27 protein-coding genes are annotated in these 25,883 nt (G+C 44.0%); 18 read left to right on the top strand and 9 right to left on the bottom strand.

Features of this window, described 5'->3' with window-relative positions; all coding sequences use genetic code 11:
- The first annotated feature begins 26 nt into the window (after positions 1 to 26).
- From IEV61_RS08045 to IEV61_RS07995, 11 genes are all read left to right on the top strand, one after another.
- Positions 27 to 1,115: a GAF domain-containing protein gene (locus IEV61_RS08045; RefSeq protein ID WP_188415492.1), complete on the top strand. Its 1,089-nt coding sequence runs from the start codon at positions 27 to 29 to the stop codon at positions 1,113 to 1,115.
- Positions 1,116 to 1,168: 53 nt separating this feature from the next.
- Positions 1,169 to 2,473: an MFS transporter gene (locus IEV61_RS08040; RefSeq protein ID WP_188415491.1), complete on the top strand. Its 1,305-nt coding sequence runs from the start codon at positions 1,169 to 1,171 to the stop codon at positions 2,471 to 2,473.
- A 96-nt stretch (positions 2,474 to 2,569) separates the two neighbouring features.
- On the top strand, positions 2,570 to 3,469 hold the full coding sequence (locus IEV61_RS08035; protein WP_188415490.1) for an aldo/keto reductase: 900 nt from the start codon (positions 2,570 to 2,572) through the stop codon (positions 3,467 to 3,469).
- A 67-nt stretch (positions 3,470 to 3,536) separates the two neighbouring features.
- Positions 3,537 to 3,962, top strand: coding sequence for a helix-turn-helix domain-containing protein (locus tag IEV61_RS08030; protein WP_188415489.1), 426 nt, complete (start codon positions 3,537 to 3,539; stop codon positions 3,960 to 3,962).
- A 68-nt stretch (positions 3,963 to 4,030) separates the two neighbouring features.
- On the top strand, positions 4,031 to 4,795 hold the full coding sequence (locus IEV61_RS08025; protein WP_188415487.1) for an SDR family NAD(P)-dependent oxidoreductase: 765 nt from the start codon (positions 4,031 to 4,033) through the stop codon (positions 4,793 to 4,795).
- Positions 4,796 to 4,887: 92 nt separating this feature from the next.
- Complete coding sequence (gene argH / locus IEV61_RS08020; protein WP_188415486.1) at positions 4,888 to 6,222, top strand: argininosuccinate lyase; 1,335 nt, start codon at positions 4,888 to 4,890, stop codon at positions 6,220 to 6,222.
- 10 nt (positions 6,223 to 6,232) lie between these two features.
- Positions 6,233 to 6,433: a YwbE family protein gene (locus tag IEV61_RS08015; RefSeq protein ID WP_188415485.1), complete on the top strand. Its 201-nt coding sequence runs from the start codon at positions 6,233 to 6,235 to the stop codon at positions 6,431 to 6,433.
- Between the two features lie 56 nt (positions 6,434 to 6,489).
- Positions 6,490 to 7,191 carry a DUF1345 domain-containing protein gene (locus IEV61_RS08010; RefSeq protein WP_188415484.1) on the top strand — a complete coding sequence of 234 codons (702 nt, stop codon included), beginning with the start codon at positions 6,490 to 6,492 and terminating at the stop codon, positions 7,189 to 7,191.
- Between the two features lie 202 nt (positions 7,192 to 7,393).
- A complete protein-coding gene (locus IEV61_RS08005; protein WP_188415483.1) occupies positions 7,394 to 7,759 on the top strand; it encodes a response regulator in 366 nt (121 codons plus the stop codon).
- A 171-nt stretch (positions 7,760 to 7,930) separates the two neighbouring features.
- Positions 7,931 to 8,074: a hypothetical protein gene (locus tag IEV61_RS08000; RefSeq protein ID WP_188415482.1), complete on the top strand. Its 144-nt coding sequence runs from the start codon at positions 7,931 to 7,933 to the stop codon at positions 8,072 to 8,074.
- Positions 8,075 to 8,254: 180 nt separating this feature from the next.
- Entirely contained in the window at positions 8,255 to 8,626 is a 372-nt protein-coding gene (locus IEV61_RS07995; RefSeq protein WP_188415480.1) for a response regulator, read from the top strand.
- 21 nt (positions 8,627 to 8,647) lie between these two features.
- Here the strand turns inward: IEV61_RS07995 and IEV61_RS07990 are convergent, their stop codons facing one another.
- Both IEV61_RS07990 and IEV61_RS07985 read right to left on the bottom strand, forming a co-directional pair.
- Complete coding sequence (locus tag IEV61_RS07990; protein ID WP_188415478.1) at positions 8,648 to 8,869, bottom strand: PspC domain-containing protein; 222 nt, start codon at positions 8,867 to 8,869, stop codon at positions 8,648 to 8,650.
- Positions 8,866 to 10,155, bottom strand: coding sequence for a DUF2851 family protein (locus tag IEV61_RS07985; RefSeq protein WP_188415476.1), 1,290 nt, complete (start codon positions 10,153 to 10,155; stop codon positions 8,866 to 8,868). Before IEV61_RS07985 ends, IEV61_RS07990 begins: the two co-directional genes overlap by 4 nt.
- A gap of 144 nt (positions 10,156 to 10,299) precedes the next feature.
- On the opposite strand from IEV61_RS07985, the gene IEV61_RS07980 reads away from it, so the two are divergent.
- Positions 10,300 to 12,858, top strand: a complete 2,559-nt coding sequence (locus tag IEV61_RS07980; protein WP_188415474.1) for a zinc-dependent metalloprotease — start codon at positions 10,300 to 10,302, stop codon at positions 12,856 to 12,858.
- A gap of 358 nt (positions 12,859 to 13,216) precedes the next feature.
- Here IEV61_RS07980 and IEV61_RS07975 read toward each other — a convergent pair whose 3' ends face one another.
- Positions 13,217 to 14,779 (bottom strand): M20/M25/M40 family metallo-hydrolase, encoded by a 1,563-nt coding sequence (locus IEV61_RS07975; protein WP_188415472.1) that lies wholly within the window; start codon positions 14,777 to 14,779, stop codon positions 13,217 to 13,219.
- 122 nt (positions 14,780 to 14,901) lie between these two features.
- Between IEV61_RS07975 and pelA the strand changes: the two genes are divergently transcribed.
- Together pelA and IEV61_RS07965 are read left to right on the top strand one after the other, a co-directional pair.
- Entirely contained in the window at positions 14,902 to 16,056 is a 1,155-nt protein-coding gene (gene pelA / locus IEV61_RS07970; protein WP_188415470.1) for a pectate lyase, read from the top strand.
- A 293-nt stretch (positions 16,057 to 16,349) separates the two neighbouring features.
- A complete protein-coding gene (locus IEV61_RS07965; protein WP_188415468.1) occupies positions 16,350 to 16,655 on the top strand; it encodes a GIY-YIG nuclease family protein in 306 nt (101 codons plus the stop codon).
- Positions 16,656 to 17,370: 715 nt separating this feature from the next.
- On the opposite strand, the gene IEV61_RS07960 is transcribed toward IEV61_RS07965, so the two are convergent.
- Together IEV61_RS07960 and IEV61_RS07955 are read right to left on the bottom strand one after the other, a co-directional pair.
- A complete protein-coding gene (locus IEV61_RS07960; protein ID WP_188415467.1) occupies positions 17,371 to 18,615 on the bottom strand; it encodes a DEAD/DEAH box helicase in 1,245 nt (414 codons plus the stop codon).
- A 253-nt stretch (positions 18,616 to 18,868) separates the two neighbouring features.
- The gene (locus IEV61_RS07955) at positions 18,869 to 19,243 is read right to left on the bottom strand and encodes a response regulator (protein WP_188415465.1); all 375 of its coding nucleotides are present in this window, start codon (positions 19,241 to 19,243) and stop codon (positions 18,869 to 18,871) included.
- Positions 19,244 to 19,313: 70 nt separating this feature from the next.
- Between IEV61_RS07955 and IEV61_RS07950 the strand changes: the two genes are divergently transcribed.
- Positions 19,314 to 20,207, top strand: coding sequence for a YitT family protein (locus tag IEV61_RS07950; RefSeq protein ID WP_188415463.1), 894 nt, complete (start codon positions 19,314 to 19,316; stop codon positions 20,205 to 20,207).
- On the opposite strand, the gene IEV61_RS07945 is transcribed toward IEV61_RS07950, so the two are convergent.
- The 3 genes from IEV61_RS07945 to IEV61_RS07935 form a co-directional block, all read right to left on the bottom strand.
- Positions 20,204 to 20,575 carry a single-stranded DNA-binding protein gene (locus IEV61_RS07945; protein ID WP_188415461.1) on the bottom strand — a complete coding sequence of 124 codons (372 nt, stop codon included), beginning with the start codon at positions 20,573 to 20,575 and terminating at the stop codon, positions 20,204 to 20,206. The two genes, IEV61_RS07950 and IEV61_RS07945, sit on opposite strands and share 4 nt — an antisense overlap.
- A gap of 236 nt (positions 20,576 to 20,811) precedes the next feature.
- Positions 20,812 to 21,726, bottom strand: a complete 915-nt coding sequence (locus IEV61_RS07940) for a DUF72 domain-containing protein (protein WP_188415459.1) — start codon at positions 21,724 to 21,726, stop codon at positions 20,812 to 20,814.
- Between the two features lie 6 nt (positions 21,727 to 21,732).
- The gene (locus IEV61_RS07935) at positions 21,733 to 22,797 is read right to left on the bottom strand and encodes a M20 family metallo-hydrolase (RefSeq protein ID WP_188415638.1); all 1,065 of its coding nucleotides are present in this window, start codon (positions 22,795 to 22,797) and stop codon (positions 21,733 to 21,735) included.
- A 187-nt stretch (positions 22,798 to 22,984) separates the two neighbouring features.
- Between IEV61_RS07935 and IEV61_RS07930 the strand changes: the two genes are divergently transcribed.
- The 3 genes from IEV61_RS07930 to IEV61_RS07920 are packed head-to-tail and all read left to right on the top strand — an operon-like array spanning position 22,985 to position 24,687.
- The gene (locus IEV61_RS07930; protein WP_188415457.1) at positions 22,985 to 23,779 is read left to right on the top strand and encodes a HipA family kinase; all 795 of its coding nucleotides are present in this window, start codon (positions 22,985 to 22,987) and stop codon (positions 23,777 to 23,779) included.
- A complete protein-coding gene (locus IEV61_RS07925; RefSeq protein ID WP_188415455.1) occupies positions 23,757 to 24,140 on the top strand; it encodes a DUF3037 domain-containing protein in 384 nt (127 codons plus the stop codon). The genes IEV61_RS07930 and IEV61_RS07925 overlap by 23 nt, the downstream gene beginning before the upstream one ends.
- Positions 24,141 to 24,156: 16 nt before the next feature.
- On the top strand, positions 24,157 to 24,687 hold the full coding sequence (locus tag IEV61_RS07920) for an MOSC domain-containing protein (protein ID WP_188415454.1): 531 nt from the start codon (positions 24,157 to 24,159) through the stop codon (positions 24,685 to 24,687).
- Positions 24,688 to 24,719: 32 nt separating this feature from the next.
- Here the strand turns inward: IEV61_RS07920 and IEV61_RS07915 are convergent, their stop codons facing one another.
- On the bottom strand, positions 24,720 to 25,850 hold the full coding sequence (locus IEV61_RS07915) for an alpha/beta hydrolase fold domain-containing protein (protein WP_188415452.1): 1,131 nt from the start codon (positions 25,848 to 25,850) through the stop codon (positions 24,720 to 24,722).
- Positions 25,851 to 25,883 lie beyond the last annotated feature (33 nt).

Raw genomic sequence — 25,883 nt, 5'->3', positions numbered from 1 at the left:
ATAACGAATTTTTTAAAATTCGGTCGATGGAAAGATTCCTGGATCTAAACATTAACCGGGAAAATGAGCTGCAAAATATTGTTACCCTGGCAGCCGAAGCATGCCAAACGCCTGCGGCATATCTCGTTTTGTTGGATGACGGACTTTTAAAATATCACTTTGATGTTAGCTCTTTAACCAGTTACGAGGCATTGGAACCTGCCGAGTGGAATATAAACCTCGAACATGATAAGGTTTTGGTAGTTGAAGATACCTTATTAAACGCCAATTTTTCCCGGCACCCGGCAGTTGTAAACGAGCCACATATCCGTTTTTATGCTGGCGTACCGCTCATGACACACGACGGGCAAAATATTGGCAGCCTTTACGTATTAGGCCAGCAAGCTAAGCCGTTATCAGAAAGGCGTCAGCTTATGCTGCAACTACTGGCCCGCCAGGCCGTAAGCATGGTTGAGTTTGAGTTAAGTTTGGGCATATTGAAGGAGCAATACTTCGAAGCCAAAAACTCCGAAAACAAACTCCGGTCGTTTTTTGAAAGTTCAAGATCCAGCCATTTGCTTATTGGCCGTAATATGGAAGTAATAACCTTCAATAAAACCTTTTATGATGTAGCTTACCATCTTTTTGGCAAATCTGTAGAGGCAGGCAATCTTTCAACCGATTTTATTTATCCTGCTTATGTAAATGATTTTGTAACGCATGTACAAAAAGCTTTAAGCGGCGAGATGGTAAGCCATGAACGCCTGATCAACTTTGAAGGCATGCAGCCTATCTGGTCTAAAATAAGTTACAACCCAACTTACGATGCCAACGGGAATATTATAGGCGTATCTTTTAACTCAACCGATATTACTAAGCGTAAGCAAAGTGAAGAAAAGATAATTAAGCAAAACGAAGCCCTGCGAAAAATAGCCTACATGCAATCGCACGAATTGCGCAAACCGGTAGCTTCCATTTTAGGGTTAATGCATTTATTGAAGCTGGAAAGTACCGACCCCGGCTCGGAGGTTTTGCAAATGATGGAAAAAGCAGTTTTAGAACTTGATGATACCATTCATCAAATTGTAAAAAGCACTGAAACCCAAACCGAGGCCGATGTGCTTCCTTCCAACTGATGTTTAATTAAATTCAATTATCTCGAGCTAATTATGTTTGCCTAAATTGCACCATGGCACAGCAAAATACCATCAGCGTATCTCAAAGGTTAAGGTCTATCATCGGCGGTTCGCTGGGCAACCTGGTAGAGTGGTACGATTGGTATGTTTACTCCGCTTTTTCGTTGTATTTCGCAGCCTCTTTCTTCCCTGCACAAAACGCTACCGCACAGTTATTAAATACGGCCGGCATATTTGCCATAGGCTTTTTAATGCGCCCTATAGGCGGCTGGCTTATGGGTACTTATGCAGATAGGCATGGGCGTAAAAAAGCACTAACCGCATCCATCTTATTAATGAGCGCGGGCTCACTCCTCATCACTTTTGTGCCCGGCTATAAAACCATTGGTATTGCCGCTCCTATTTTGCTGGTTATTGCCCGTATTATTCAAGGCTTAAGTGTGGGCGGCGAGTATGGCACCAGCGCAACTTACCTGAGCGAAATGGCCACGCACTCGAACCGGGGTTTTTACTCCAGCTTTCAATATGTTACCTTAATAATGGGGCAGTTAATTGCCTTAGGCGTGCTGGTTTTACTGCAACGATTCTTTTTAACCGAAGACCAGTTACACAATTGGGGATGGCGCATACCCTTCGGTATTGGTGCGGTGCTGGCTATTAGCGTAATGTTTTTACGCCGCAGTTTGCAAGAGTCGGCCTCATTTACGCAAAAAGAGAATACCCCGGCACGCGGTACCATTAAGGCGCTAATGCAGCACCCTAAAGCCGTACTTACCGTTATTGGCTTAACGATTGGCGGTACTGTGGCCTTTTACACCTTTACTACGTACATGCAAAAGTTTTTGGTGAACACCTCAGGCTTTTCAAAAACTGATGCCACGCTTATTTCTACCTTAACACTGGTGGCTTTTATGCTGCTGCAACCTGCCTTTGGTGCCCTTTCTGACCGTATTGGCCGCAGGCCTTTGCTCATAGCCTTTGGTGTGTTGGGCAGTTTATGTACTATCCCCATACTTACCCGTTTAGGTCACACTACCGATAAATGGGTTGCCTTTGCACTGATACTTGCCGCCCTGGTAATTGTGAGCGGTTACACCTCCATTAACGCCGTGGTAAAAGCCGAACTTTTTCCGGCTGAAGTACGTGCCTTGGGCGTGGGCTTTCCTTATGCCATTGCGGTATCATTGTTTGGCGGCACTGCCGAATATTTTGCCTTGTGGTTTAAACAAGCCGGACATCCGCAATGGTTTTACTGGTATGTAACCGCCTGCATTGCCGTTTCTCTCTTGATTTATGTATTTATGCGCGATACGCATAAGCATTCCAAGATTGAAGATCACGTTCATCATACGCTGTAATATCATTTATTCCCTCGCCAGTAAAAACTGAAGTATTCACCATAGATGCTGAATCATAAGGTATAATTTTGTGTTATAAAATTATAGATTCTACTTATGCTTACATTCTCATCAACATTAAAATCAACCATTACCATTGGTGCTAATACTGCGCAGCCTTTAACGGTTAACCGCCTGGGTTATGGTACCATGCGCCTTACAGGTTCACCGCAAATATGGGGCGAACCAGCCGACCGTCCGCAGGCCTTACAAATATTAAAGACAGCAGTGGAAGAAGGCGTAAACTTTATTGATACGGCCGACTATTACGGTCGCGATATCACCAACCGCCTGATTGCCGAAGCACTATACCCCTATCCAAACAACTTATTAATTTGCACCAAAGTAGGTGCCACCCGTGCCGATGATAAAAGTTGGGTGCCATTTAACCGACCCGACGAACTACGAATAAGTATTGAAAACAACTTGCGTACGTTGAAGCAGGAACAAATATCGCTGGTGCACTTTCGTGTAATGCCCAACAGCGGTATACCATTTGAAGAGTCGGTTGGTGCTATGTTCAATCTGCAAAAAGAAGGCAAAATACAGCATGTAGGGCTTAGCAACGTTACCCGTGCCGAACTGGAGCAAGGTTTAGATTTAGGCAACATTGCTACTGTTGAAAACATGTATGGCTACAGTCAGCGCACTACTTTTGACAATGGCCATGGCGAAAACCGCGGTGGCGAGGAGATACTGGATATTTGTAAAGCGCACCAAATTCCGTTGATCCCCTACTTTTCATTGTATACTTCGTTGCCCGCCAATGCCGATAAGATAATGCAAATAGCACAGAAGCACAACGTAAGCGTGGCGCAAATGAATTTAGCATGGTTGCTGCATCGTTCGCCCATGATACTGCCTATACCCGGCACATCTTCTTTAGTACACCTGAAAGAAAATTTGCAGGCTGCAGCTGTAGAATTATCTGCAGAGGATATGGAGTTTTTGGGATAGCCCGATAATTATTATTGCATTGCTATTCATCGGCAAAATCACTATCTTTAATTATACAGTTCCTGTTATGAATACCGAGATCAAACTTCCTAAAAAGATCATGCTTCGCCAGCGCGAAATTACGGCCGATTATCTCATGGCGGTAGACAGACACCTGGAAGACATTTTGGCTAACCGAGTAATGGACATGTACGAGATCAGAGATTTTGCTGATGATATGCATATTGATGCACGCCACTTAAGCAACACCATTAAACTGGTGACAGGCCAATCGCCTTGTTATTTTTATGAGGAAAAGATCATGGATATTGCGCGTAAGCAATTGCGGGAAACTAAAGTAGCTGTATCTGAAATTGCCATCAGGCTAACCTATGATCCATCTAATTTTGTAAAATTTTTCAAGCGGTTTGAAGGCACCACACCTAAAAAGTACCGCGAGAAAATGCAGTCTGAAATTGTTGAGGTATCAAAAACTGAAACACTCACCATTTAAACTGAAGGTATCACCATAAATACCGAACACCGGGGCTGTAAATTTGTATCATACTTAACAAATCAACTATGAGCACAACAAACAAAATAGCCCTGGTAACCGGCGGCAGCCGCGGACTGGGTAAAAACATGGCACTGGCCATTGCCCAAAAAGGTATTGATGTAATTATTACTTACAACAGTAACCGCGAAGAAGCTGACAAAGTAGTAGCCGAGATAGAACAAGCCGGACAAAAAGCTGCTGCCCTGCAATTGAATACAGGCGAAGCTAAGAGCTTTGATACTTTTATCCAGTTGTTAAGCGGTGTATTAAGCACTACCTTCAGCACCAACAAATTTGACTTTTTGATAAACAACGCAGGTATCGGCATCCATGCTTCTTTTGCCCAAACTACCGAAGAGCAGTTTGATAACCTAATGAACATTCACTTTAAAGGGGCTTTCTTTTTAACTCAAAAGGCCTTGTCGGTACTGGCCGATGGTGGCCGCATTGTAAACATATCGAGCGGATTAGCACGTTTCGCCACACCGGGTTATGCGGCTTACGCCAGTATGAAAGGCGCTATGGAAACGTTAACCAAGTACCAGGCCAAAGAGTTAGGCGCACGCGGCATTGCCGTTAATATAGTGGCTCCAGGCGCCATAGAAACCGATTTTGGCGGTGGCATGGTGCGCGATAATGAAGAAATTAATAAAGGCATAGCCTCACAAACTGCCTTAGGCCGCGTTGGTTTGCCCGATGATATTGGCGGCGTAGTTGCCTTTTTATGCACCGATGAAGCCCGCTGGATAAATGCCCAGCGCATTGAGGTATCGGGCGGAATGTTTTTATAGTATTTCCTAACCTCCTAATAGCAACGCCGGGACCTGTTCCCGGCATTGCTATTTATACAGGAGCAATACACATTTTTTCACATATTTGCAGCATGAGTAAGCTGTGGCAAAAAACTACAAACGTTAACGAACTGGTTGAAAGCTTTACCGTTGGCCGCGACCGCGAGTTTGACCGGCAAATGGCCGCCTTTGATGTACTGGGTTCTTTAGCGCATACCCAAATGCTGCAAACCATTGGCCTCATGAGTGCCGAAGATCTGCAACTTGTACAGCAAGAGCTTAAAGCCATTTATGCCGATATTGAGAACAATAGCTTTGAAATAGAAGATGGAGTGGAGGATGTACACTCACAAGTAGAAATGCTGCTTACCCGCCGTATTGGCGATGCCGGTAAAAAAATTCATAGCGGCCGCAGCCGTAACGACCAGGTACTGGTAGATCTAAAACTTTTTTTTCGTAGCGAATTACAGCAAGTAGTTGAAGAAGTTCAGCAGCTTTTCACCTTACTTATCGAACTAAGCAATAAGCACAAAGACGTATTACTGCCCGGTTACACACATTTGCAGGTGGCTATGCCTTCATCCTTCGGTTTATGGTTTGGCGCTTATGCCGAAAGTTTGACCGATGATTTGGAGCTTTTGTTGGCTGCTTATAAGATCACCAATAAAAATCCGTTAGGTTCGGCAGCCGGGTATGGCTCATCATTTCCTTTAAACCGCACTTTAACTACACAGCTACTGGGTTTTGAAAGCCTGAACTATAATGTGGTTTATGCCCAAATGGGCCGTGGTAAAACCGAGCGCATTATTGCACAGGCCCTATCTGCCGTGGCTGCAACCCTGGCTAAAATGGCTATGGATCAAACCTTGTACCTGAGCCAGAACTTTGCTTTTGTTAGCTACCCCGAAAACCTCACCACGGGCAGCAGCATTATGCCGCATAAAAAGAACCCCGATGTTTGGGAAATTATGCGTGGAAAGTGCAACCGCCTGCAAGCTTTGCCCAACGATATTGCCATGATGACCACTAACCTGCCATCGGGCTATCACCGTGAAATGCAGTTGCTTAAAGAATTGCTGTTCCCTGCCTTTACAGAAATCAAAACCTGCCTGCACATGGCCAGTTTTATGCTGCAGCACGTTACCGTTAAAACCAACATTTTAGATGATCCGCGTTATGCGTACCTTTTCAGCGTAGAAGAAGTTAACCGCCAGGTGCTGGATGGTGTACCTTTCCGCGATGCTTACAAACGGGTAGGATTGGCTATTGAAGAAGGCAACTTTAACCCCAATAAAACGGTAAACCATACCCACGAGGGTAGCATAGGTAATTTGGGGAATCTCGAAATAACCGAAGCAATGATTAACCTGCTCAAGAACTTCAACTTTGAAAAAACAGCCGACGCTATTCGCGAACTAGTTAAATAAGAAGACTGCCATGAACGGACAAAACCGCAAAGACATATACCCCGGTTTAGAGGTTGATATTATCCTAAAAAAAGACCAGCGCAGCGGTCAACTAACGCGTGGCATTGTACAAAGCCTGCTTACCAGCGCCACCTACCACTCGCGCGGAATTAAGGTGCGGCTTGAAGATGGACAAATAGGCCGGGTAGCGCAAATTGTTGAAGAAGATTAAAAAACAAATGGCTGGTAACCAGTATCATTTGCCATAACTTTCTTATAACTTGCACCATGCCCGATAATATTAGCCAAAAGGCCGAAAAAGAAATTGCCTTTCATTTAGATGCGCACTACCGGCTCATTATAGCCATTGTGGTAAGTTTGATAGTTGCGTTTGCTATCAAATCGGCATTACCGGTAACCGAAACCATATTGATCAGCTGGATATCTTTTGCTTTCAGCCTGATCATCCCGGAGTGGATCACTATAATCACTATCCATCCGCGCGATCTGCACAAGATTGCCACCCTTCAGGATTCAAGCCGCACGTTTATATTTCTATTTGTACTTGCAGGCTCGTTAATAAGCTTACTGTCCATCGCCTTTTTGATGAAATCGCCCGAACATGCGTCTACGGCGCAGGTAACGGGGCATGTCATATTAACCATTAGCTCTGTTATTATTTCCTGGTGGCTTGTGCATACCGTATTTACATTGCGCTATGCACATCAATATTATGATACCAACAACGATGATGGAAGTAAAAAGCCGGCTTGTGGCTTAGAGTTTCCAAACGAAAAAGAGCCAGATTATCTTGATTTTGTATATTATTCTTTTAATATTGGTGTAGCTTTCCAAGTATCTGATATTAATATTACTTCTCGTAAAATGCGAAGACTTACATGGATTCACAGCCTCATATCTTTTGCCTTTAATACCGCTATAGTTGCACTCAGCATCAACATTACATCCGAAATTATATCGAAGCAATAATTGTAACTGGTGCAAACAACAGTCTTATAAATCAGCATTTTGACACCAAAAACTCTTATTTGTTAAATATTTTTATTTATAGTTACATAATTTTTACATAAAATTGAGTCCCCCGGTTTTATTAGGCGTCATAGTATTGCTACCTTTGGCATATTAAATGGCGGCACTGCTATTTATTTTTGACCCCTAATTAGTCCTATTGATGTTGAAGCGTATATTGGTGTTGGATGATAACCAGGATATTTTAGAAGTTGTTAACGAAGTACTTTCTTATGAAAACTTCGATGTACATACTACTTGTACCAGTAATAATATTTTACAAGTAGCACGTGATTACCACCCCGACTTAGTGATCTTAGATTTCTTGCTGAACGATGGCAACGGTGGCGAAATTTGTAAACAATTCAAGGCTGATAGCACACTCAAGCACATCCCCGTGATCATATTTTCGGCGTATATTAACCGGAATGTTGATTATCCGTCTTTTGGCTGCGAAGCTGTTATCTCTAAGCCTTTCGATTTAAAAGAACTGGTTGATAAAGTTAACCTCCTTACCTCAAAAAATTAAGTATTCTTCTTCACGTCACTCATTTATAATTAATTAGACTTTAGCATGTATGCAATTGTATACATCCCAAAGTTTATCCGTGTAATTTCAGAGCTTTTCAGCCTCTGCTATTTTAATTCATTACTGGCATACATTTAATGTATAATTTAATACAACTAAATAAATTGCCTTATGAAAACATTAAATACTATTAAAATTCTGGCTAAGGCGATAGACATTGAGTTGAAAAAAACGTTGCAAAGAGATTTGGAATCATTTCGTGCGGCTCAATCTAAGAAACAAAACATCAGTCAGGGCAATCAACAGGCTACCTGACCATACATCATCTATCATACAAATAAAAAGAGATTTTGCAATTAACAAAAGCTCTTTTTTCATTTTAAACAATATCACGAAGATATTATATCCTATTTTATATATTTTAAATTAATTGAAGTAATGGCATAACTCGTGGCATGTAAATTGAACATTGATTATATATAAACCTACCAACCAATGAGTAAGCGCATAATGATTATTGATGAAGATTTGATGGAGTTGAACATGCTTTCGCAAATACTTGATTGCAAAGGTTACGAGGTATGCCCTCTAAGCCGTTCGTATAAGGTTTTCACAGAAATTTCAAAGTGCCAGCCTGACCTTATCCTGCTCGACAGCATGATGTCGCAAATGGATAGCTTGGTATTAAGCCGTGCAATTAAATCGATTGACACGATCAAAGAAATACCCGTAATGCTTATTACAGGCAAGAACTATGATAATTACGTTTATGCATTTAAACCGCAAGGTATACTTAGCGGCAACATGGTTAAAACCGCAGGGATAGACTCGTTGTTGAAAGATATTGAGTTAAAACTGGCAAGCTAATTCAAGGACAGATAGTTTTGATTACCAATCCATCACCCTGGCGCGCATACGCTTAATGTAGTGACGAATATCCAACACAATACCAGCGAAAAAATAGAATACCAGCGGGAAGCCCACCGATAAAAAGGACGAATAGATAAAAAATAAACGGATTTTAGAGATAGAGATATTTAACCACTCACCTAAATAGGTGCATACTCCAAATGAGTATCTTTCAAAAAAGGTAAGAATGCGCTGTATCATCTGTTTGTATTTAAAATTTCATTTCCAATTCCACATTGCAGGCACTTCTTGAGGTCACAATAACTTCGTCTTAACTCCAATAACGCCTGCGATTCAAAAGCACTTTTTGCTTTTACCCCCAGCTCTTTAAATTCATTCACTACGTGGTTTTGTTCAAGCGGTAAACTTTCCAGCAGTTCCAAACTACGATTGGTATAACTGTGCAGTTGGTAGTGCTTGCCATAGCTAAACAAAAACACAGCAACGGTATTTAACAGCAATAGGTCAACAGAAGTATTACCAAAAGATTTAACTGCTGGTTTTGATACTACGCCGAACCTGTAATGAGTGTCCCAATACTCGTTAACAACAATAGTACTAAAAAGTTTCCGCAATCCGGCTACTGTTTGTTCCTCTAATATTTTAGAAAACAGGTGATTACATTGCGTTATTAAGCCAGCGAACTGCGCCAGCCTAACCGTCGGAAAATTTGAAGGCCGCAGACGTAAGAATTTCCATAGATGCTTTTCTATAGGAACAAGGTTGTACTTCTTCTTTAGGTAGCTATATTCTCCTTTGAGTTTTAAGGGATAAGGTTCCGCAAAATCATCTTCTAAAAAACCGGCCTGGCCAAAAATGAGTGTTTCAATTTGCAAGGCGTTGGTTTTATGCTTAGCCAGCAAACTTTGGGGTAAGCTTTTAGCCATCAACTCAAAAGGCAGCGCATTAATTTTAAAGCCAAAGTTAGCAGCTAAAAACTGGTAAAAGGTTTCTTCCCAGTTACCGGTATTTATTTGCAGTGCATTAATTACCGTAACCGATTTCTTCTCCAATCTTTCGACTAAAACACGGGTTAACCAGTTATGCATTGATAGGCTATTTACCGTTTTAATGGTGCCCTCGCATGGAATTATTTGCTGGTTACCATAAACCATTTGATGGTAACGCCCATACAGTTCAGCAGAGATACGGTTAACGAGTTCTATGGTAGGCAGCGGCTTGCCATTGGGCAGCATAATCGGTTGATTATTGCGGTAAACCACATGCAAAATCACGTTCTTATAGGCATCGTCGTTACTGTGATTGTGTTGGTGCCAGTCGGCAGATGCCACATGAATTTCAACATTGCCGGCCCAAAGCGTATCGCCTATTTTGATACGGGCATTTTGAAAATCAGCCCCGGAATCAAAATTACGCATACCGGCAGCAATTACTTCCACAGCTTCCCCTTCGGTGGTTTGCAGGTTGCGAAAATCTAACAACTTAAATTTCCATACGTAATGCAAAAAGTCTTCGGTAAAAAGCATCAACTAAAATAGTATAAATGGCCTATGTAAACAAACGGGTGAGTGAGAGACACACAATTTAAATGTTTGTAACATTAAGGTTATAAGCTGCGCAAATTTATTTCTTTGGTTTACATTTAGTTGATAAATAATTAACTCCCCGAAATGAATAAATTTTTACTAACCGTGGCATTTGCAGCCGTGGCTACGGGCAGCTTTGCGCAAGGCCGGGCAGACAGTTCTGCACGCCGGGCAGCAATACCCGGTGGCTTTGCAGGCAATGTAACACAGCAACGTGCTGTTCCGCGTCCTTACAAAACCATCATTACCGACAAGGCGGTAACCCGTGCAGGCTTGTTTAAAACCCACAAAGTAGATGATAAATACTATTTTGAAATTGGTGATAGTATTTTAAACCGCGAAATTTTAGTGGTTAGCCGTATTGCACGTGCAGGAGCCGATGTGAGGGCTGCCGACGGCTACGCCGGCGACCAGATTGGTAACACGGTAATAAAGTTTGAAAAAGGTCCTAATAACCGCATTTTCATGCGTAAAATATCTTACCGCGCTTACAGTGCCGATAGTACAAAATCAATGTACCAGGCTGTTCAGCGTTCCAACATTCAAGCTATTGCCGCAGCGTTTAACATTGCTGCCTTTTCGCCCGATAATAAAGGTACGGTGATAGATATGACCGATTACATTAACGGCGATAACGAGGTGTTTTTCTTCAGCTCTCCACAATCTAAACAACGTATTCGCTTAGGTAACTTATTAACCGACCGCAGTTATATTGAAAACGTTCGCAGTTATGCAAACAACGTAGAAATAAGTACCGTTAAAACGTACGGCTTGCTTGCCGCAGCTTCGCCTTTTGGCCGTGGTGGCGGTGCCCCTGCCCCTACTGCCGGCGGCGCTAACGCAGCCAACGGATCAGTAACGGTGGAGTTGAATACATCCTTAGTGATCTTGCCTAACGTACCTATGAAAGGCCGTTATTTCGACCCACGTGTAGGTTACTTCACCAGCAGCTATACCGACTTTGATTTGAACCCTCAAGGTGTTAAAGATGTGCAGCTGATCGCGCGCTGGCGGCTGGAGCCTAAAGCAGCCGACATGGCCAAATACAAACGCGGAGAACTGGTTGAACCCAAAAAGCAAATTGTATATTACATTGACCCGGCTACGCCAAAAAAATGGATTCCTTACTTAATGGCGGGTATAAACGATTGGCAAGTTGCTTTTGAAAAAGCCGGCTTTAAAAATGCCATCGTAGCCAAGGTTGCACCTACGGCCAAGCAAGATTCTACCTGGAGTATGGAAGATGCCAGCCACTCGGTAATTGTTTACAAACCTTCAGAAACAGAAAATGCAAGCGGTCCGCACATCTCTGATCCACGTAGTGGCGAGATATTGGAAACACACATTAACTGGTACCACAACGTAATGAAACTGGTGCATGATTGGTACATGATCCAAACCGCAGCAGTTGACCCGCGTGCCCGTAAAATGACCTTTGATGATAAGCTGATGGGAGATTTGATTCGCTTCGTATCATCGCACGAGGTAGGCCATACTTTAGGTTTGCGCCACAACTATGGCTCAAGTTCAAGCGTTCCGGTTGAAAAACTGCGCGATAAAGCCTTTGTTGAAGCTAACGGCCACACCCCATCTATTATGGACTACGCCCGCTTTAACTATGTAGCACAGCCCGAAGATAACATTAGCGCTAAAGGCTTGTACCCACGCATTGGCGATTACGATAAATGGGCCATTGAATGGGGCTATAAATACTTAGGCAACAAAGGCCCTGATGTCGAAAAAGAAGAGCTAAACAAAATGGCCATTGAAAGTGCCAAAAACCGTCGCCTTTGGTTTGGAACCGAAACTAATCCCGATGATCCGCATTCACAAAATGAAGATTTGAGCGATAACGCTATGGTAGCCAGCACATACGGCATCAAAAACCTGCAACGCATCTTAGTAAAATTACCTGAATGGACCAAGCAGGAAGGCGAAGGCTACGACGATCTGGAGAATATGTACAACCAGTTAACCACCCAATTTGGCCGTTACATGGGCCATGTGGCTAAGAACATTGGCGGTATTTACGAAAACCCTAAGAGCACAGACCAAGCCGGTCCGGTGTATGAAAATACCTCTGCTGCAACGCAGCGCGAGGCTATGACTTTCCTGGACAAGCAACTGTTTACAACACCAACCTGGTTATTAAATCAGCAGGTGCTAAATGATATAGGTGCCAGCCCGTTACAAGTAATTTACACCCGCCAGGATGCTGTGCTCAACCGCATTGTTACGCCGCGTGTATTTAATAAACTGGTAGCTGCCGAGGCTATGGACGGTGCCAAGGCCTACAAGGTAACCGACTTTATGGGCGACATGCAAAACATGATCTTCCGCGAGGTAAAGAGCAACCAGGCCATTGACGTTTACCGCCGTAACCTTCAAAAGCTATATGTAGACAAACTGATAGACATGGTTAAACCGGCACCTGCAAACGCTGCTGCACAAGCAGTTGCCTTTGGTGGCCGTGGTGGCGCACCGCGCGACCCGGAACAAACAGATGCTGTATCTGTAGCTAAAGCACAATTACGCGCTATCAACGCCATGATCAAATCGGCTACAATTTCTGATTCTATGAGCACTTATCACCTTCAGGATCTATCTGATCGTATAACCGAAGCCATGAATCCGAAGAGTTAATACCCCTTTAAGTTCATCAATTTTTGAGAAGCCGCCTTGTTTACAGGGCGGCTTTTTTTGTGGTAGCAAGGCCGATTGGGGGCATCATAATAATGGCATCCTGCTAAATCTCAACCTCAGAAAACTTCATGTTTGGCTCGCAAAACTTCATATTTCCTTATTTTATTAGATTTTTCTTCAATTGAGATTTGTGAGTTATTTCAATTGTCTTCGACTGCAAAAGTCAAGATTGAAAGCTTCAATTTTTTTAGATGATTTACATCGCTAGTCATACACCGATGATGCATTACTCCAATGTTCTAAAACAAAAAAGCGGACGATGAATATCGCCCGCTTTTTTTATCGTTTCAAAAGTTTCTTAGTTGTCTAATCCGCCCCGGCGGGTAACTTTAACCGGCTCAGGCCATTTCATGGGTTGACCGGTGCGTGGGTTGTTGCCCAGTACTGCTTTTTCGGTGGATGTTCTTTCCGGATCTTCGCTGGCCATGTAAATCAGGATGGCAGCTAAAATGGCGTTCTTGCGAACATCATCAAACACGATCTTGTCATACGTATCGCGGTTGGTATGCCATGTATAGTTACCGTAGCTCCAGCTTAACGAGCTTAGCGAAAAGCCCGGCGCACCGGCCGCTACAAATGAGGCAAAATCTGACCCGCCTGCACCCGGCATACCCGGAAAGCTGGTTTTGATAGAATCGCGCATGTTAGAAGGTACTGCCGCCAACCAGCGGGTAATGTATTCTTTAGCATGAGCAAAGCCTTGTCCGCCAATATTTACTACTCTACCCGTACCGTTGTCCTGGTTAAACAGCGCTTGCAGGTTCTTTACAATTTCGGGGTGATCTTCCACAAATGCGCGCGAACCGTTCAAACCTTCTTCTTCGCTGCCCCAGTGGCCTACTAAAATAGTACGCTTTGGTTTAGGGTACACTTTTTTAAGGATGCGCATGGCTTCCATCATCGTCAACGTACCGGTACCATTATCGGTTGCGCCGGTGCCGCCATCCCATGAGTCAAAATGAGCCGAAAGCATTACATACTCGCTGGCTTTTTGTGAACCTTTAATTTCGGCCAAAGTGTTGTAAGTTGGCACTACACCCAGTTCTTTCGATTCGGTGTGCATGCTGATCTTGGGCTTGTTACCGCTTTCAGTAAGGCGGTATAGCAAACCGTAATCCTCCAAAGCAATATCAACCGTAGGCACTTTTTTGGTATAAGCGCTGAATATTTTATCAACCCCAAACCCTGCCGACCAGTTGCTGGTAATGATACCTGCCGCACCCGCATTTTCTAAAGCTACCGGTAAGGTACGTGCTGTAAAGCCGGTTTTGGTAATACGGCTGCGCCAGGCATCGGTTTGTGCGGTGCGGGCGGCTTTCATCTTATCAAAAGATTCTTTGGTGGCAAAGGTTTGCCAGTTATCGTCGGGACGGCCGGTAGGCTGCGCCATAGAGATCATCACAAATTTACCCTGTACGGTTGGCAGCCATTTTTGAAAAGCTACAGAGTCGGCCAGGTCTGGCAGTATCACCAGTTCGGCGGTTACGATTTTGTTGCCCATGCCGGGGCTCCAGGCCAATTGCGTACCTTCTAACGATTTTACCCTCGGGTACACCATATCAATATGCGAAACGCCTCTTTCCCAGCCGCGCCATTCGCCCCACTTTTCGTTACGGGCACTTACACCCCAGCTTTTATATTTAGCTACGGCCCACTCATTGGCCTTGAGCATTTGCGGCGTGCCTACTAACCGCGGGCCAACACCGTCAATAAGTTCGTGGGCCAGTTTTTCGAGTTGAGAGTTTTCGTTACCTTCTTTTACAATTTGGTCAATAACGCTGTTTTGCGCCCGGGCCAAACCCGAAGATAGCAGCAGTACCACAGCGGGTACCAGTGAAAGGGAGTTGAGTTTGCATTTCATAACGCCAATATAATTAAATGCCGGGTCAATAAAAAGTCACGCTTTGTTACACATTGGCACATAAAATTGTAGCCGGAGCGCTATTGTCCATATTTCTAAATCCGTAACTTTAATACTTGGTTATGAGAAAACTATTTTACTTAACAGTACTTGCGTTGGTTTGCAGGTACTCCTATGCACAGGGTAAACCTGCGGAACAAGGTATTGATAGCACCGTATTTAACAGCAGCGCACAGCATTGGTATGGTATAAAGGATAAGCACAACGTAATTAACCCAAAATACAACCAGCCCCGGTATCATTGGACTAACCTGGCTGCCATAGGCGATAACATTTTGCTTTACCAAAAAAGCAACGGCGGCTGGCCCAAAAATTATGACATGACGGCCATTTTAACCGCCGACCAAAAAGACAGCTTGTTGAAGGATAAGAACAACCTGAATACTACTTTCGATAACAGCACCTCTTACTCGCACGTGGCCTGCCTCGCACAAATTTATGAAGGCACCCACGATCAAAAATACAGCAAAGCTGCCATTAGCGGGTTAAAGTATATTTTAGATGCCCAGTACGAGAACGGCGGCTGGCCGCAGTATTACCCATTACATAAAGATTACAGCCGATACATTACTTACAACGACGATGTGTTTACCGGCATTATGGAAGTGCTGCGCGGTATTAAAGACAATAAAGCTCCTTACCAGTTTATCAACGCCGCTATGCGCCGCAAGACAGAAGTAGCTTTCAACAAAGGCATAGATTGTATCATCAACACCCAGATCAATGATTTTGGCGAGCTTACCGCATGGTGCCAGCAGCATGATGAAATTACATTAAAACCTACCTGGGCACGTGCATTCGAACCACCATCTATCTGCAATGCAGAAAGTGCAGGCATTGTATTATTACTGATGGATCTGGACCATCCAAACGAAAAAGTAATAAATGCGGTTAAACATGCGGTAAGCTGGTTTAAAGAATCGCAGATCGAAGGTATCCGGGTAAAAACTATTCCCGCTGCGCCCGATACCAGCCAGTTCACCATATCACACATTGATCGTATGGTGGTACAGGATGCCACCGCCCCGCCTATCTGGACACGCTACTACGAACTGCAAACTCACCGCCCGTTGTTTTGCAACCGCAACAGCAAAGTAGTATATTCTTTGGCCGAAGTAGCCCGTGAACGCCGCTCGGGTTATGGCTGGTACACCTATAATCCGCAACAAGTGCTTAACCGCTACCCGGAATGGGTGGAGAAGTGGGATTTGAAGTAATCAACTTGTCATCTCAAGCGATAGTAAGATATTCTAATACTCCCTGCATATAATCGAATCTGCAGGAAGTAACAAGATTTCTCGTTAACACTCGAAATGACATGAGTTTGATGATACACTATCCAATCTGTCATCTCGAACGATAGTGAGAGATCTTGTTTGGACATGCATATGGTAAATTTATATGATAAACAAAACTCTCGTTAGCAATCAAAAAGCACCTTTATGCAACCGAACGTTATTGGAAACCCATTAATTCACAAACAATCAAACGTTAATGTAGCTTAAACTCCATGTGGAATTATAACTTCTTCATCTACATTGTCACCAACCGTGATAAAAGCATTTTATATGTAGGCGTTACCAATGATCTCAGCCGACGCTTATACGAGCATTACGAAAATAGAGGGAATCCAAGTACTTTCGCCGGGAAGTATCATTGCTATTATCTAATTCATTATGAACGTTTCGTACACATTGAGGAAGCAATCAGCCGTGAAAAAAAGATCAAAAAATGGAGAAGAGAAAAGAAATGGGATTTGATCAAATCTTTGAATCCGGAAATAAAGTTTTTAAATAAAGAAATAAATCCTGAATAAACGTATTCTTCCTACGGGTTAGAAGCTTTAATTAGCCTGCATGTCTTAGAATTTATTGTAGTAACAAGATTTCTCGTTAGCACTCGAAATGACAGAAGTTTGGGAGTAAAGCTATTCCAATTTGTCATCTCGAACGATAATGAGAGATCTTGTTTGAACAATGCATATAACAGATAGGCAGGAAGTAACAAGATTTCTAGTTAGGACTCGAAATGACAGGAGCTTGAGAGTAAAACTCTCCTAACATGTCATCTCGAACGATAATGAGAGATCTTGTTTGAACAATGCATATAACAGATAGGCAGGAAGTAACAAGATTTCTCGTTAGCACTCGAAATGACAGAAGTTTGGGAGTAAAGCTATTCCAATTTGTCATCTCGAACGATAATGAGAGATCTTTTTTGAACAATGCATATAACAGATAGGCAGGAAGTAACAAGATTTCTCGTTAGCACTCGAAATGACAGGAGCTTGGGAGTAAAACTCTCCTAACATGTCATCTCGAACGTTAGTGAGAGATCTTGTTTGAACTCTTATATGACGGATTTACAAGAAGTAACAAGATTTCTCGTTAGCACTCGAAATGACGGGAGCTTGGGAGTAAAACTCTCCTAATATGTCATCTCGAACGTTAGTGAGAGATCTTGTTTGAACTTGTATATGACGGATTTACAAGAAGTAATAAGATTCTCCTTAGCACTCAGACTGAGAAAAACTACCCCTTAGCCTGTTGCTTAGGTCCGCCGTTGGGCTTGCGGCCTTTGTATTTATTGCCTGAACTTTTGCCGCGGTGTGGCCTTTGGTTAGGCGATTCGGGCCTGAACTTCGGTGCTTCTCCCAATTCGGCAGGCAGTGCTATCTCGTCAATTTCCTTGTCTATCAGTTCCTGAATGCTACGGAATTTGCGTTGATCGCGTTCATTAACAAAGGTAATGGCGGTGCCTTTAGTGGCGGCACGTGCGGTACGGCCAATGCGGTGAATGTAATCCTCCGGATCGCCGGGTACGTCGTAATTCACTACCAGGTCAATCCCTTCTACATCAATACCGCGAGATAGGGCATCGGTACCAATAATAACCGGCAACTGCTTGTTTTTGAATTGCAGCAATATTTCTTCGCGCTCGTTTTGCTGTATATCGGAATGGAAAGCGTTTACGTTAATACCGGCCGACTTCAATTCTTTATACAAAGCTTTCACCTTTTCTTTGGTAGATGCAAAAACGATGATGCTGGTGTAAGTGCCGCTTTTAAGCAAGCCTACCAATAATTTGGTTTTCTGCTCGTCGTGTACCTTATATATCTGCTGAGTTATACCAACGGCAGGTTGCGATATGGCAATGTTTATCTGCTCGGGCTCGTTCAATATAGATTTAGCCAAAGTACGGATGCGTCCCGGCATGGTGGCCGAAAACATCAGCGTTTGCCTTTTTGCAGGCAGGTAGCTAATAATGCGCATAATATCTTCCTGAAAACCCATATCCAGCATACGGTCGGCCTCATCCAATATTAAATACTCGAGATGGCTCAATTTAAGCGACCCTGAGGTTAAAAAGGAAATTAAGCGGCCGGGAGTAGCAATCAAGATGTCTACCTTATTGGTAATGCCACGTTTTTGGCTTTCGTAAGCCATACCATCGCCGCCACCAAAAATGGCTATAGAGCTTATTTCAGTAAAGTAGGCCAGGCCTTCTACCTGCTGGTCTATTTGCTGGGCAAGTTCACGTGTGGGCGCTAATATAAGGGTGCTTATCTGATGCTTGGGGTTCTGCCCTATCAGGTTAAGCACAGGCAACAGGTAAGAAGCCGTTTTACCGGTACCCGTTTGCGCACAGGCAATTACATCCTTGCCTTCCATTACTACCGGGATAGCCATTTGCTGTATAGCAGTTGGCGTTTTATAACCCATGCTGAGCAGGCCTTCGGCCAATTGCTCGTTAAAATTAAAATCGTTAAAAGTCACAGTATCTATGATAATTTTGCAAGATAGGAATTATATTATGGCATTGGTAGTTAAGCACGTACTAATTACTTAAGCCTATGATCGCAATTGTTATTACACTACTGTTAGTCTGAGCTTGTCAAAGACTTGGAAAGCGTAAAAGTCTTCGACAAGCTCAGACTGACAGTTTTGACTGATATGATATTTATTATAATCCGCTCGTAACAACCTTTGGGTGTTAAAGCATCTGTATTGGGTGGGTATATACTAATAACTAATACTGCCTGTTCAGCAAATTGAACACCTTTTGCTGTAAAACATTCATATCAAAAGGTTTTTCCAAATAGTCGTCGGCGCCGGCTTCGCGGGCTTTATCTTTGATATCCATACTGGCCGAAACAATAATAACAGGAATGTCTTTAGTGGAGGCCTGCCGCTTTAGTTGGCGGCAAACCGTTTGTCCGTTATGTCCGGGCATTTGTATGTCCAGTAAAATCAAATCAGGCAGCGCCTTAACTGCGTCTATAACAGAGGTTCCGTCGGGCACCTTAAGCACTTCATACCCCAAAAGATCGAGTATGGCACCAATAGAATCTACTATAGCTTTATCATCATCCGCAATCAATATAGTTTTTGCCTTGGCGTTCATAGTCGTAACATATCAAAAACTAAGCCTGATTTTTGTATATTTCGGCCAACGTAACGCTTATTTGGATTAAATGGGAACATCTATCACTAATAAAAACATTAAGGCAACCAGAGAAAAACTAATTATTGATTGGGTTTTGATTGTGCTGGGCATATTTTCGGCCAGTTTGGGTTTAAAGGGCTTTTTACTTTCCAGCCATTTTATTGATGGCGGCGTTACGGGTATATCTATGCTCCTGGCCGATATTACACACATCCCTATTGCTGTTCTGCTTTTTGTAATCAACGTTCCATTCTTAATATTAGGCTACCGCAGGTTAGGTTTAGGTTTTGCCATTAAAAGCACTACTGCCATTGCCGGTTTATCACTTTGTTTAGCATTAATTCATTTTCCTGATGTAACCTCAGATAAATTATTAACCGCCGTATTTGGCGGGTTTTTTATAGGTGTAGGTATTGGCTTTGCCATAAGAGGCGGCGCTGTATTAGACGGAACCGAAATAGCCGCACTGCTGTTGAGTAAAAAGGCTCAGATATTGAAAGTGAGCGATATTGTGTTGATCCTGAACGTGATCATTTTCGGGGCTGCAGCTTTCCTGTTGGGGATAGAATCGGCTTTATACTCCATCCTAACCTATGTATCGGCTTCTAAGATGATGGATTTTATTCTGAATGGTTTAGATCAGTATATAGGCATTACGGTAATATCGGCCAAAAGCGAGGTGATACGTAAGGTAATTACCATGCAGCTGGGCCGTGGCGTAACTGTTTACCAGGGTAAAAGCGGTTATGGTAAAGACGGACACATTAACGACCCGCGCGATATTATTTTCACCGTATTAACCCGCTTGGAGGTACCGGCTATCAAAGACAAGATCTTAAAGTTAGACCCGGCAGCATTCATTATTCAGCAAAGTATTGATGATACCACCGGGGGCTTAATGAAGCGTAAAAAGGAACACTAAGCCTGCGCCGCTTCGGCTTCTCCTTTATAAACGCTATTGCTTAATACGCGAAACGTTACCGATACCACTTCAGAGATGTAACGTTTTATGCCCTGCTCATCGGTATAAGCGTTGGTTTTTATTCTACCTTCCAGGTAGATGAGGTTTCCTTTGTCCAGTTGTGGAACGGTTTCGGCAAATTGCCTGGTCGGGATCTTAACCTGGTGCCACTCGGTATGCTCAACCATACTGTCGCGCTTTTTTATGTATTCATTGGTGGCTAAAGGAAAGCAGTAAAACCACTGCCCATCGGCCTGCTGGTTTAAGCGTGGAGTACTACTTACGTAGCCCACCAAAAACACCTTATTTATACCAGCGTTATTAAACATGATCGTAAAAATTAGTATCGTAAAATCGTAATCAATTATAAGGTTAAAGCTCCGGGAACTCCAACAGCAATTTTACGGTATAAAAACTTGACAATACCCGTAATTAATACTGGTTTACCTATGCGTTAAATACGCGTTTTAAGTTATAGATAGAATTTTAGATAGATAATATAAATCACAGTTCTATTAATAGACAGCTATTAATCTGCTCTAATAGTACAGAGACAAGACTTCAATTAGAAAAGTTCGTTTGCAGGAGCTTGCAGCCGTGGCCGGGCAATGCTGAGGTTTAACTCCTTGTTAAGCCGCTCAATTAAATAATCGCATAAAATGGGTGCAGCCACTTCATCAGACTGGTGCATGCCAAAATAAACCGCTCGCAAGCCTTGGTTAGCCCACTGTTTAATGCGTTCTACCCAACTCTCAATCCTTATGTAATCTGTTGGGTGCAGTGCATTGCCTACAAATCGTATAAAGGCATCGTTGGTGGGCAGGGCCATATGGATCACATCGCGGCGGCCGGCAGTATCGGTAATAATGGCGCCTATGCCCAGCCGTTGCATTAATTGGAATGCCGCATTACGGTGAGCATCATCGGCAAACCAGTCGCGGTGTCGCAACTCAGTAAATATGGGCAGGTCGCGCGGCAGGCTTTCAAGATAAATTTCAAGTTCGGCAAAGTTTTTAGGCAGGTAGTTATCGCTCATCTGCAAAAATATGGGGCCTAACTTTTCTTCAAAGGCCAGCATACTTTCCAAGAACGAGGTTGTAAGCTCATCGGCACCTTTTAACCTTTTAATATGGCTAATAAGCTGGTTTACTTTGGGGCAAAACTTAAACCCCGGGTTTGCAGCTGCTTTATTCTTCCATTTAGTAATGGTTTCGGCATCGTACATGCGGTAATGCGTAGCATTTAACTCAATCATGTTAAAGTGCTTCACATACTCCGAGAGGAAATCGGCATCTTTGGTTTTGGGCGGAAACAGGTTGCCCTTCCACACCTTTTGGCCCCAACTGGCACAGCCTACATAAACCTGTAGGGGCTGCTTGTTTTTAGACCGGCTAAGCGTGGCCGTAGTGATGGCGGCATCGGGCGGTAAAGTAAAATCTATTTCGAGTAATTGCGCGTCGGCTACTTTACCAAATTCCATAAATAATTAGTTAATACTTTCGAGCATTTGTATGTACAGTTCTATGCCTTCTTTAATTTCATCCACATAAATAAATTCATCGGCGGTGTGCGAACGTGCCGAATCGCCGGGGCCCATTTTAAGGGATGGAATATCGAGCAAAGCCTGATCGGATGTGGTTGGCGAGCCGTAAGTAGTACGACCCAAAGCCAGGCCCGCCTGTACAATGGGATGATTACGATCTATTGATGATGGTTTGAGCCTTACCGAACGGGGCACCACTTCGCAGCTAACGTGCTCCCTGATGATACTTAGCACTTCCTCGTTACGGTAGGCATCGGTCACCCTTACATCCACCGTGAAACTACAGGTGGCAGGTACCACGTTATGCTGCGACCCGGCATTGATAACCGTAACCGACATTTTAATAGGCCCGAATAAATCTGACTCTAACGGGAACTTATAGGTACGGAACCATTCAATATCGGCCAGTGCCTTATAAATGGCATTGTCTCCCTCCTCGCGCGCAGCATGGCCCGATTTACCGTGGGCCGTACAATCCAGTACCATAAGGCCACGTTCGGCCACGGCTAATTGCATTAAGGTAGGTTCGCCTACAATGGCAAACTCTAACTCGTCTAAATCAGGAATTATCAATTCGAGGCCGTTTACGCCCGAAATCTCTTCTTCGGCTGTAGCCGCTATACAAAAGTTATAGTTCAGATCAAGACGCTCATAAAAATGCAGAAACGTGCTGATGAGCGACACCAGGCATCCGCCGGCATCGTTACTACCCAGCCCGTACAGCTTATGGTCCTCCATGGCAGGGTCGAGCGGGTTACGGGTATATCCTGAGTTGGGCTTCACGGTATCGTGGTGCGAATTGAGCAGGATAGTAGGCTTATCCTCATCAAAATACTTATTGTAAGCCCAAATGTTATTTAATTTACGCTGCGTGGGCACGCCATGCTGGCTAAAAAAAGTTTGAATAGCAGTAGCGGTCCCTTCCTCCTCTTTACTGAAAGATTGAATACTGATGAGCTGCTTTAACAGTTGCAGGGCGTTAAGGTATAGCGTATTGGTGGTAGCCATGCTGATGGTGTATATATGCAAATGTATACGATTTTTGCAAACACCGGCCATGGTGCTACACAATTACCAATATTGAAAAAATGTATCGTATCCGTGGTTCAAAAACTCATTTTAAGCCGGATGAATGTATCTTTGAACATCCTTAGGCTGAGGCGTAACCAAAACAGGCCCCTGTGATCGTTAAAATATGAACAACCCACTGCAATTGCGTACGGTTAAGGTAATGCGCTATGTAACGCCGCTGCGCGAAGGCGGCTCGCTGCCCGCCATTGCCGAGGCCGACGATGAATTTTTATATGTACTCAAGTTTCGCGGTGCGGGGCAAGGCGTTAAGGCGTTGATAGCTGAACTGTTAGGCTGTGAAATTGCGCGTGCTTTAGGCTTTAGAGTACCCGAACTGGTTTTTGCTAACCTGGATACTGCTTTTGGCCGCACTGAGCCCGACGAAGAGATACAAGACCTGCTCAAAGCCAGCACCGGGCTTAACCTGGCGCTGCATTACCTGTCGGGCGCTATAACTTACGACCCAACCGTTACCTGTTTAGATGATGAGCTTTCTTCAAAGATCGTATGGCTGGATTGCCTGCTGACCAATGTTGACCGTACCCCGCGTAATACCAATATGCTCATGTGGCATAAAGAGTTATGGCTTATAGATCATGGTGCGGCTCTGTACTTTCATCATTCCTGGCATAACTGGGCCGAGCAGGCCAAGCGGCCTTTTATACAGGTTAAAGACCATGTACTGCTACCCTGGGCCAGCCAGTTGGATACCGTTGACACCGAGTTTAAAGCCATTTTAACCAACGACTTTATCCGCGCCGTAGTGAACCTGATACCTGAGGATTGGCTGACCGATGCCTCTACCGAAGATACGGCCGAACAGCGCCGCGAGGTTTACTACCAGTTTTTAACTACCCGCATTGCGTCATCATCCACCTTTACAACCGAAGCACAACATGCCCGAGCATCACTTATTTGAGTACGCCGTAGTACGCGTGGTACCCAGGGTAGAGCGCGAGGAGTTTATAAACGTGGGTGTCATTCTATTTTGCTCCAAACTAAAGTTTTTACAATGCATTTTTACGGTTGACCAAGAGCGCTTACAAGCTTTTTGCAAATTTTTAGATGTTGATGCCTTAGCCGGCAACCTGCAAGCCTTTAAAAATATTTGTGAAGGCAACGCGCAAGGCGGCCCTATTGGCAAGCTGGATGCGGCATCGCGCTTCAGGTGGCTTACTGCTACGCGCAGTACGGTGGTGCAGGCCTCAAAGGTGCATCCGGGTTTTACGGCCGACCCGCAAGCCACTTTAATAAGGCTACATGCCGAACTGGTACTATAATTGAAGTAACACCATCATGAAGCTATCAGCCAAATCGCCTTTACAAAAATTAATGAACACCATGCCGCAGCAAGGGCAGGTAAACTGGATAGGCATCAGGCCTAAACGCAAAGCCACACTGCAACCGCTAAACGAGGTGGAAGCCATTACTTTGAAAGGACTGGCCGGCGATCACTTTTCAGGATCGGCCACCAGTAAACGGCAGGTTACCCTCATTCAAAAGGAACACATAGACCTGATAGCTTCGGTTATGCAACTGCCCGATTTAAACCCCGGTATCATCAGGCGGAATATTGTAATTGAGGGTATTAACTTACATGCGCTTAAAGACCGCCGTTTTTGGGTGGGCAACGTTTTGCTGGAATACACCGGCGAATGCCACCCCTGCTCACGTATGGAGGAAGTGCTTGGCGCGGGCGGCTATAATGCAGTACGCGGCCACGGCGGTATTACTGCACGTATTATTCAGGGCGGAAATATTATTGTAGGCGATGCCGTTAAAATGGATGATCTGCCTATTGAAGAGCAGGAAGCGGTGAATTCCTAATTGCTATCTGAAGAGCGCCCTCGCTCGTGTGCTTATGGAGCAACCTTTCTCAGGAATGTTTCTACGGCGTAAGTTGATAGCTGTCCGCCGGGTCCGTTAAGGTTATAATCGAACCCATGGGTGGCCCAGGGCAGTTTTAGCCAGTAATGACTGATGTTGTTTTGCTGCAACTTTGCGTTTAAGCGGGTGCTGTGTTCATAAGCTACCAATACATCGTTGCCGCCATGAATAATTAATGTGGGCACCGTTTGCCGGTTAACGTATTCGATAGGCGAACTGGCCGCATAAGCCTGCGGAACCTGTTTGTATGTTCCTCCTAAGTAACGCTCCATTACCAGCCTTGAATCCATCACCAGCGGGTTAGCCGGCAACGAATAACCCCAAACCATATCGGCCGGCCCATAAAAATCTATCACTGCTTTTATACCGGTGTGAGGCGTGGCATAAGCAGCCAGCAACGCTATTTGAGCTCCGGCCGAGCGTCCTAACAGCACAAATTGGCTGGTATCTATCTGCAGACTATCGGCATGTAACTTTAAATAATTAAGCGCGTTTTGCACATCTTCCATAGTAGCAGGGGCTTTGTATTTGGGTGCCAGCCGGTAGTTAACCGAAGCCACCTGATAGCCTATGTTGCTTAAATAGCTGTTTAATTCGGGGAGTTGCTTACTATCGCCGCTGCTCCACGAGCCGCCGTGAATAACCACTAAGCATGGCCGTTTGCCGGTAGCCCGGGCAGGATAATAGTCGAGCGTTAATGCCGTATCGGCATAGTGGATGTAAGTTAGCGATTGACTTGAACTTATATTGGCTTTTTGAAACAGCTGTGTAAGAGAAAAAGGTTCTCTATTGTTCGGGTACACGAGTGGCTTACCATTACCCAGAGCGGCCTGCATTTCACTTTTAATGTGGCCTGCAACCATAGACGCCCTAACCAAAGGCGAAACAAACAATAGCAAGGCAAGTACCCCCACTACACTGCCCCCAATTTTATACTTACTTACCCAAAAGCCTGATATTAAAATCAACAGCGTGATGGCAATAAAAATCCAGCAAAACTCTGTTACCAAAATAGCCAGCAGCCATAAATAATAGGCAGGCGCATTAAAAATGGCGAGCAGCGAGGCCAGGAATAAGATGATAAGCAGAACTAAACGCAACATGATGCAATGCTATAATTTTCAGGACATTTTTAG

It is taken from the genome of Mucilaginibacter galii (assembly GCF_014635825.1).
Classification (GTDB): domain Bacteria; phylum Bacteroidota; class Bacteroidia; order Sphingobacteriales; family Sphingobacteriaceae; genus Mucilaginibacter; species Mucilaginibacter galii.
Note: the sequence above shows the minus strand (reverse complement) of the source record. Positions and strands in the feature narration are given on the sequence as shown.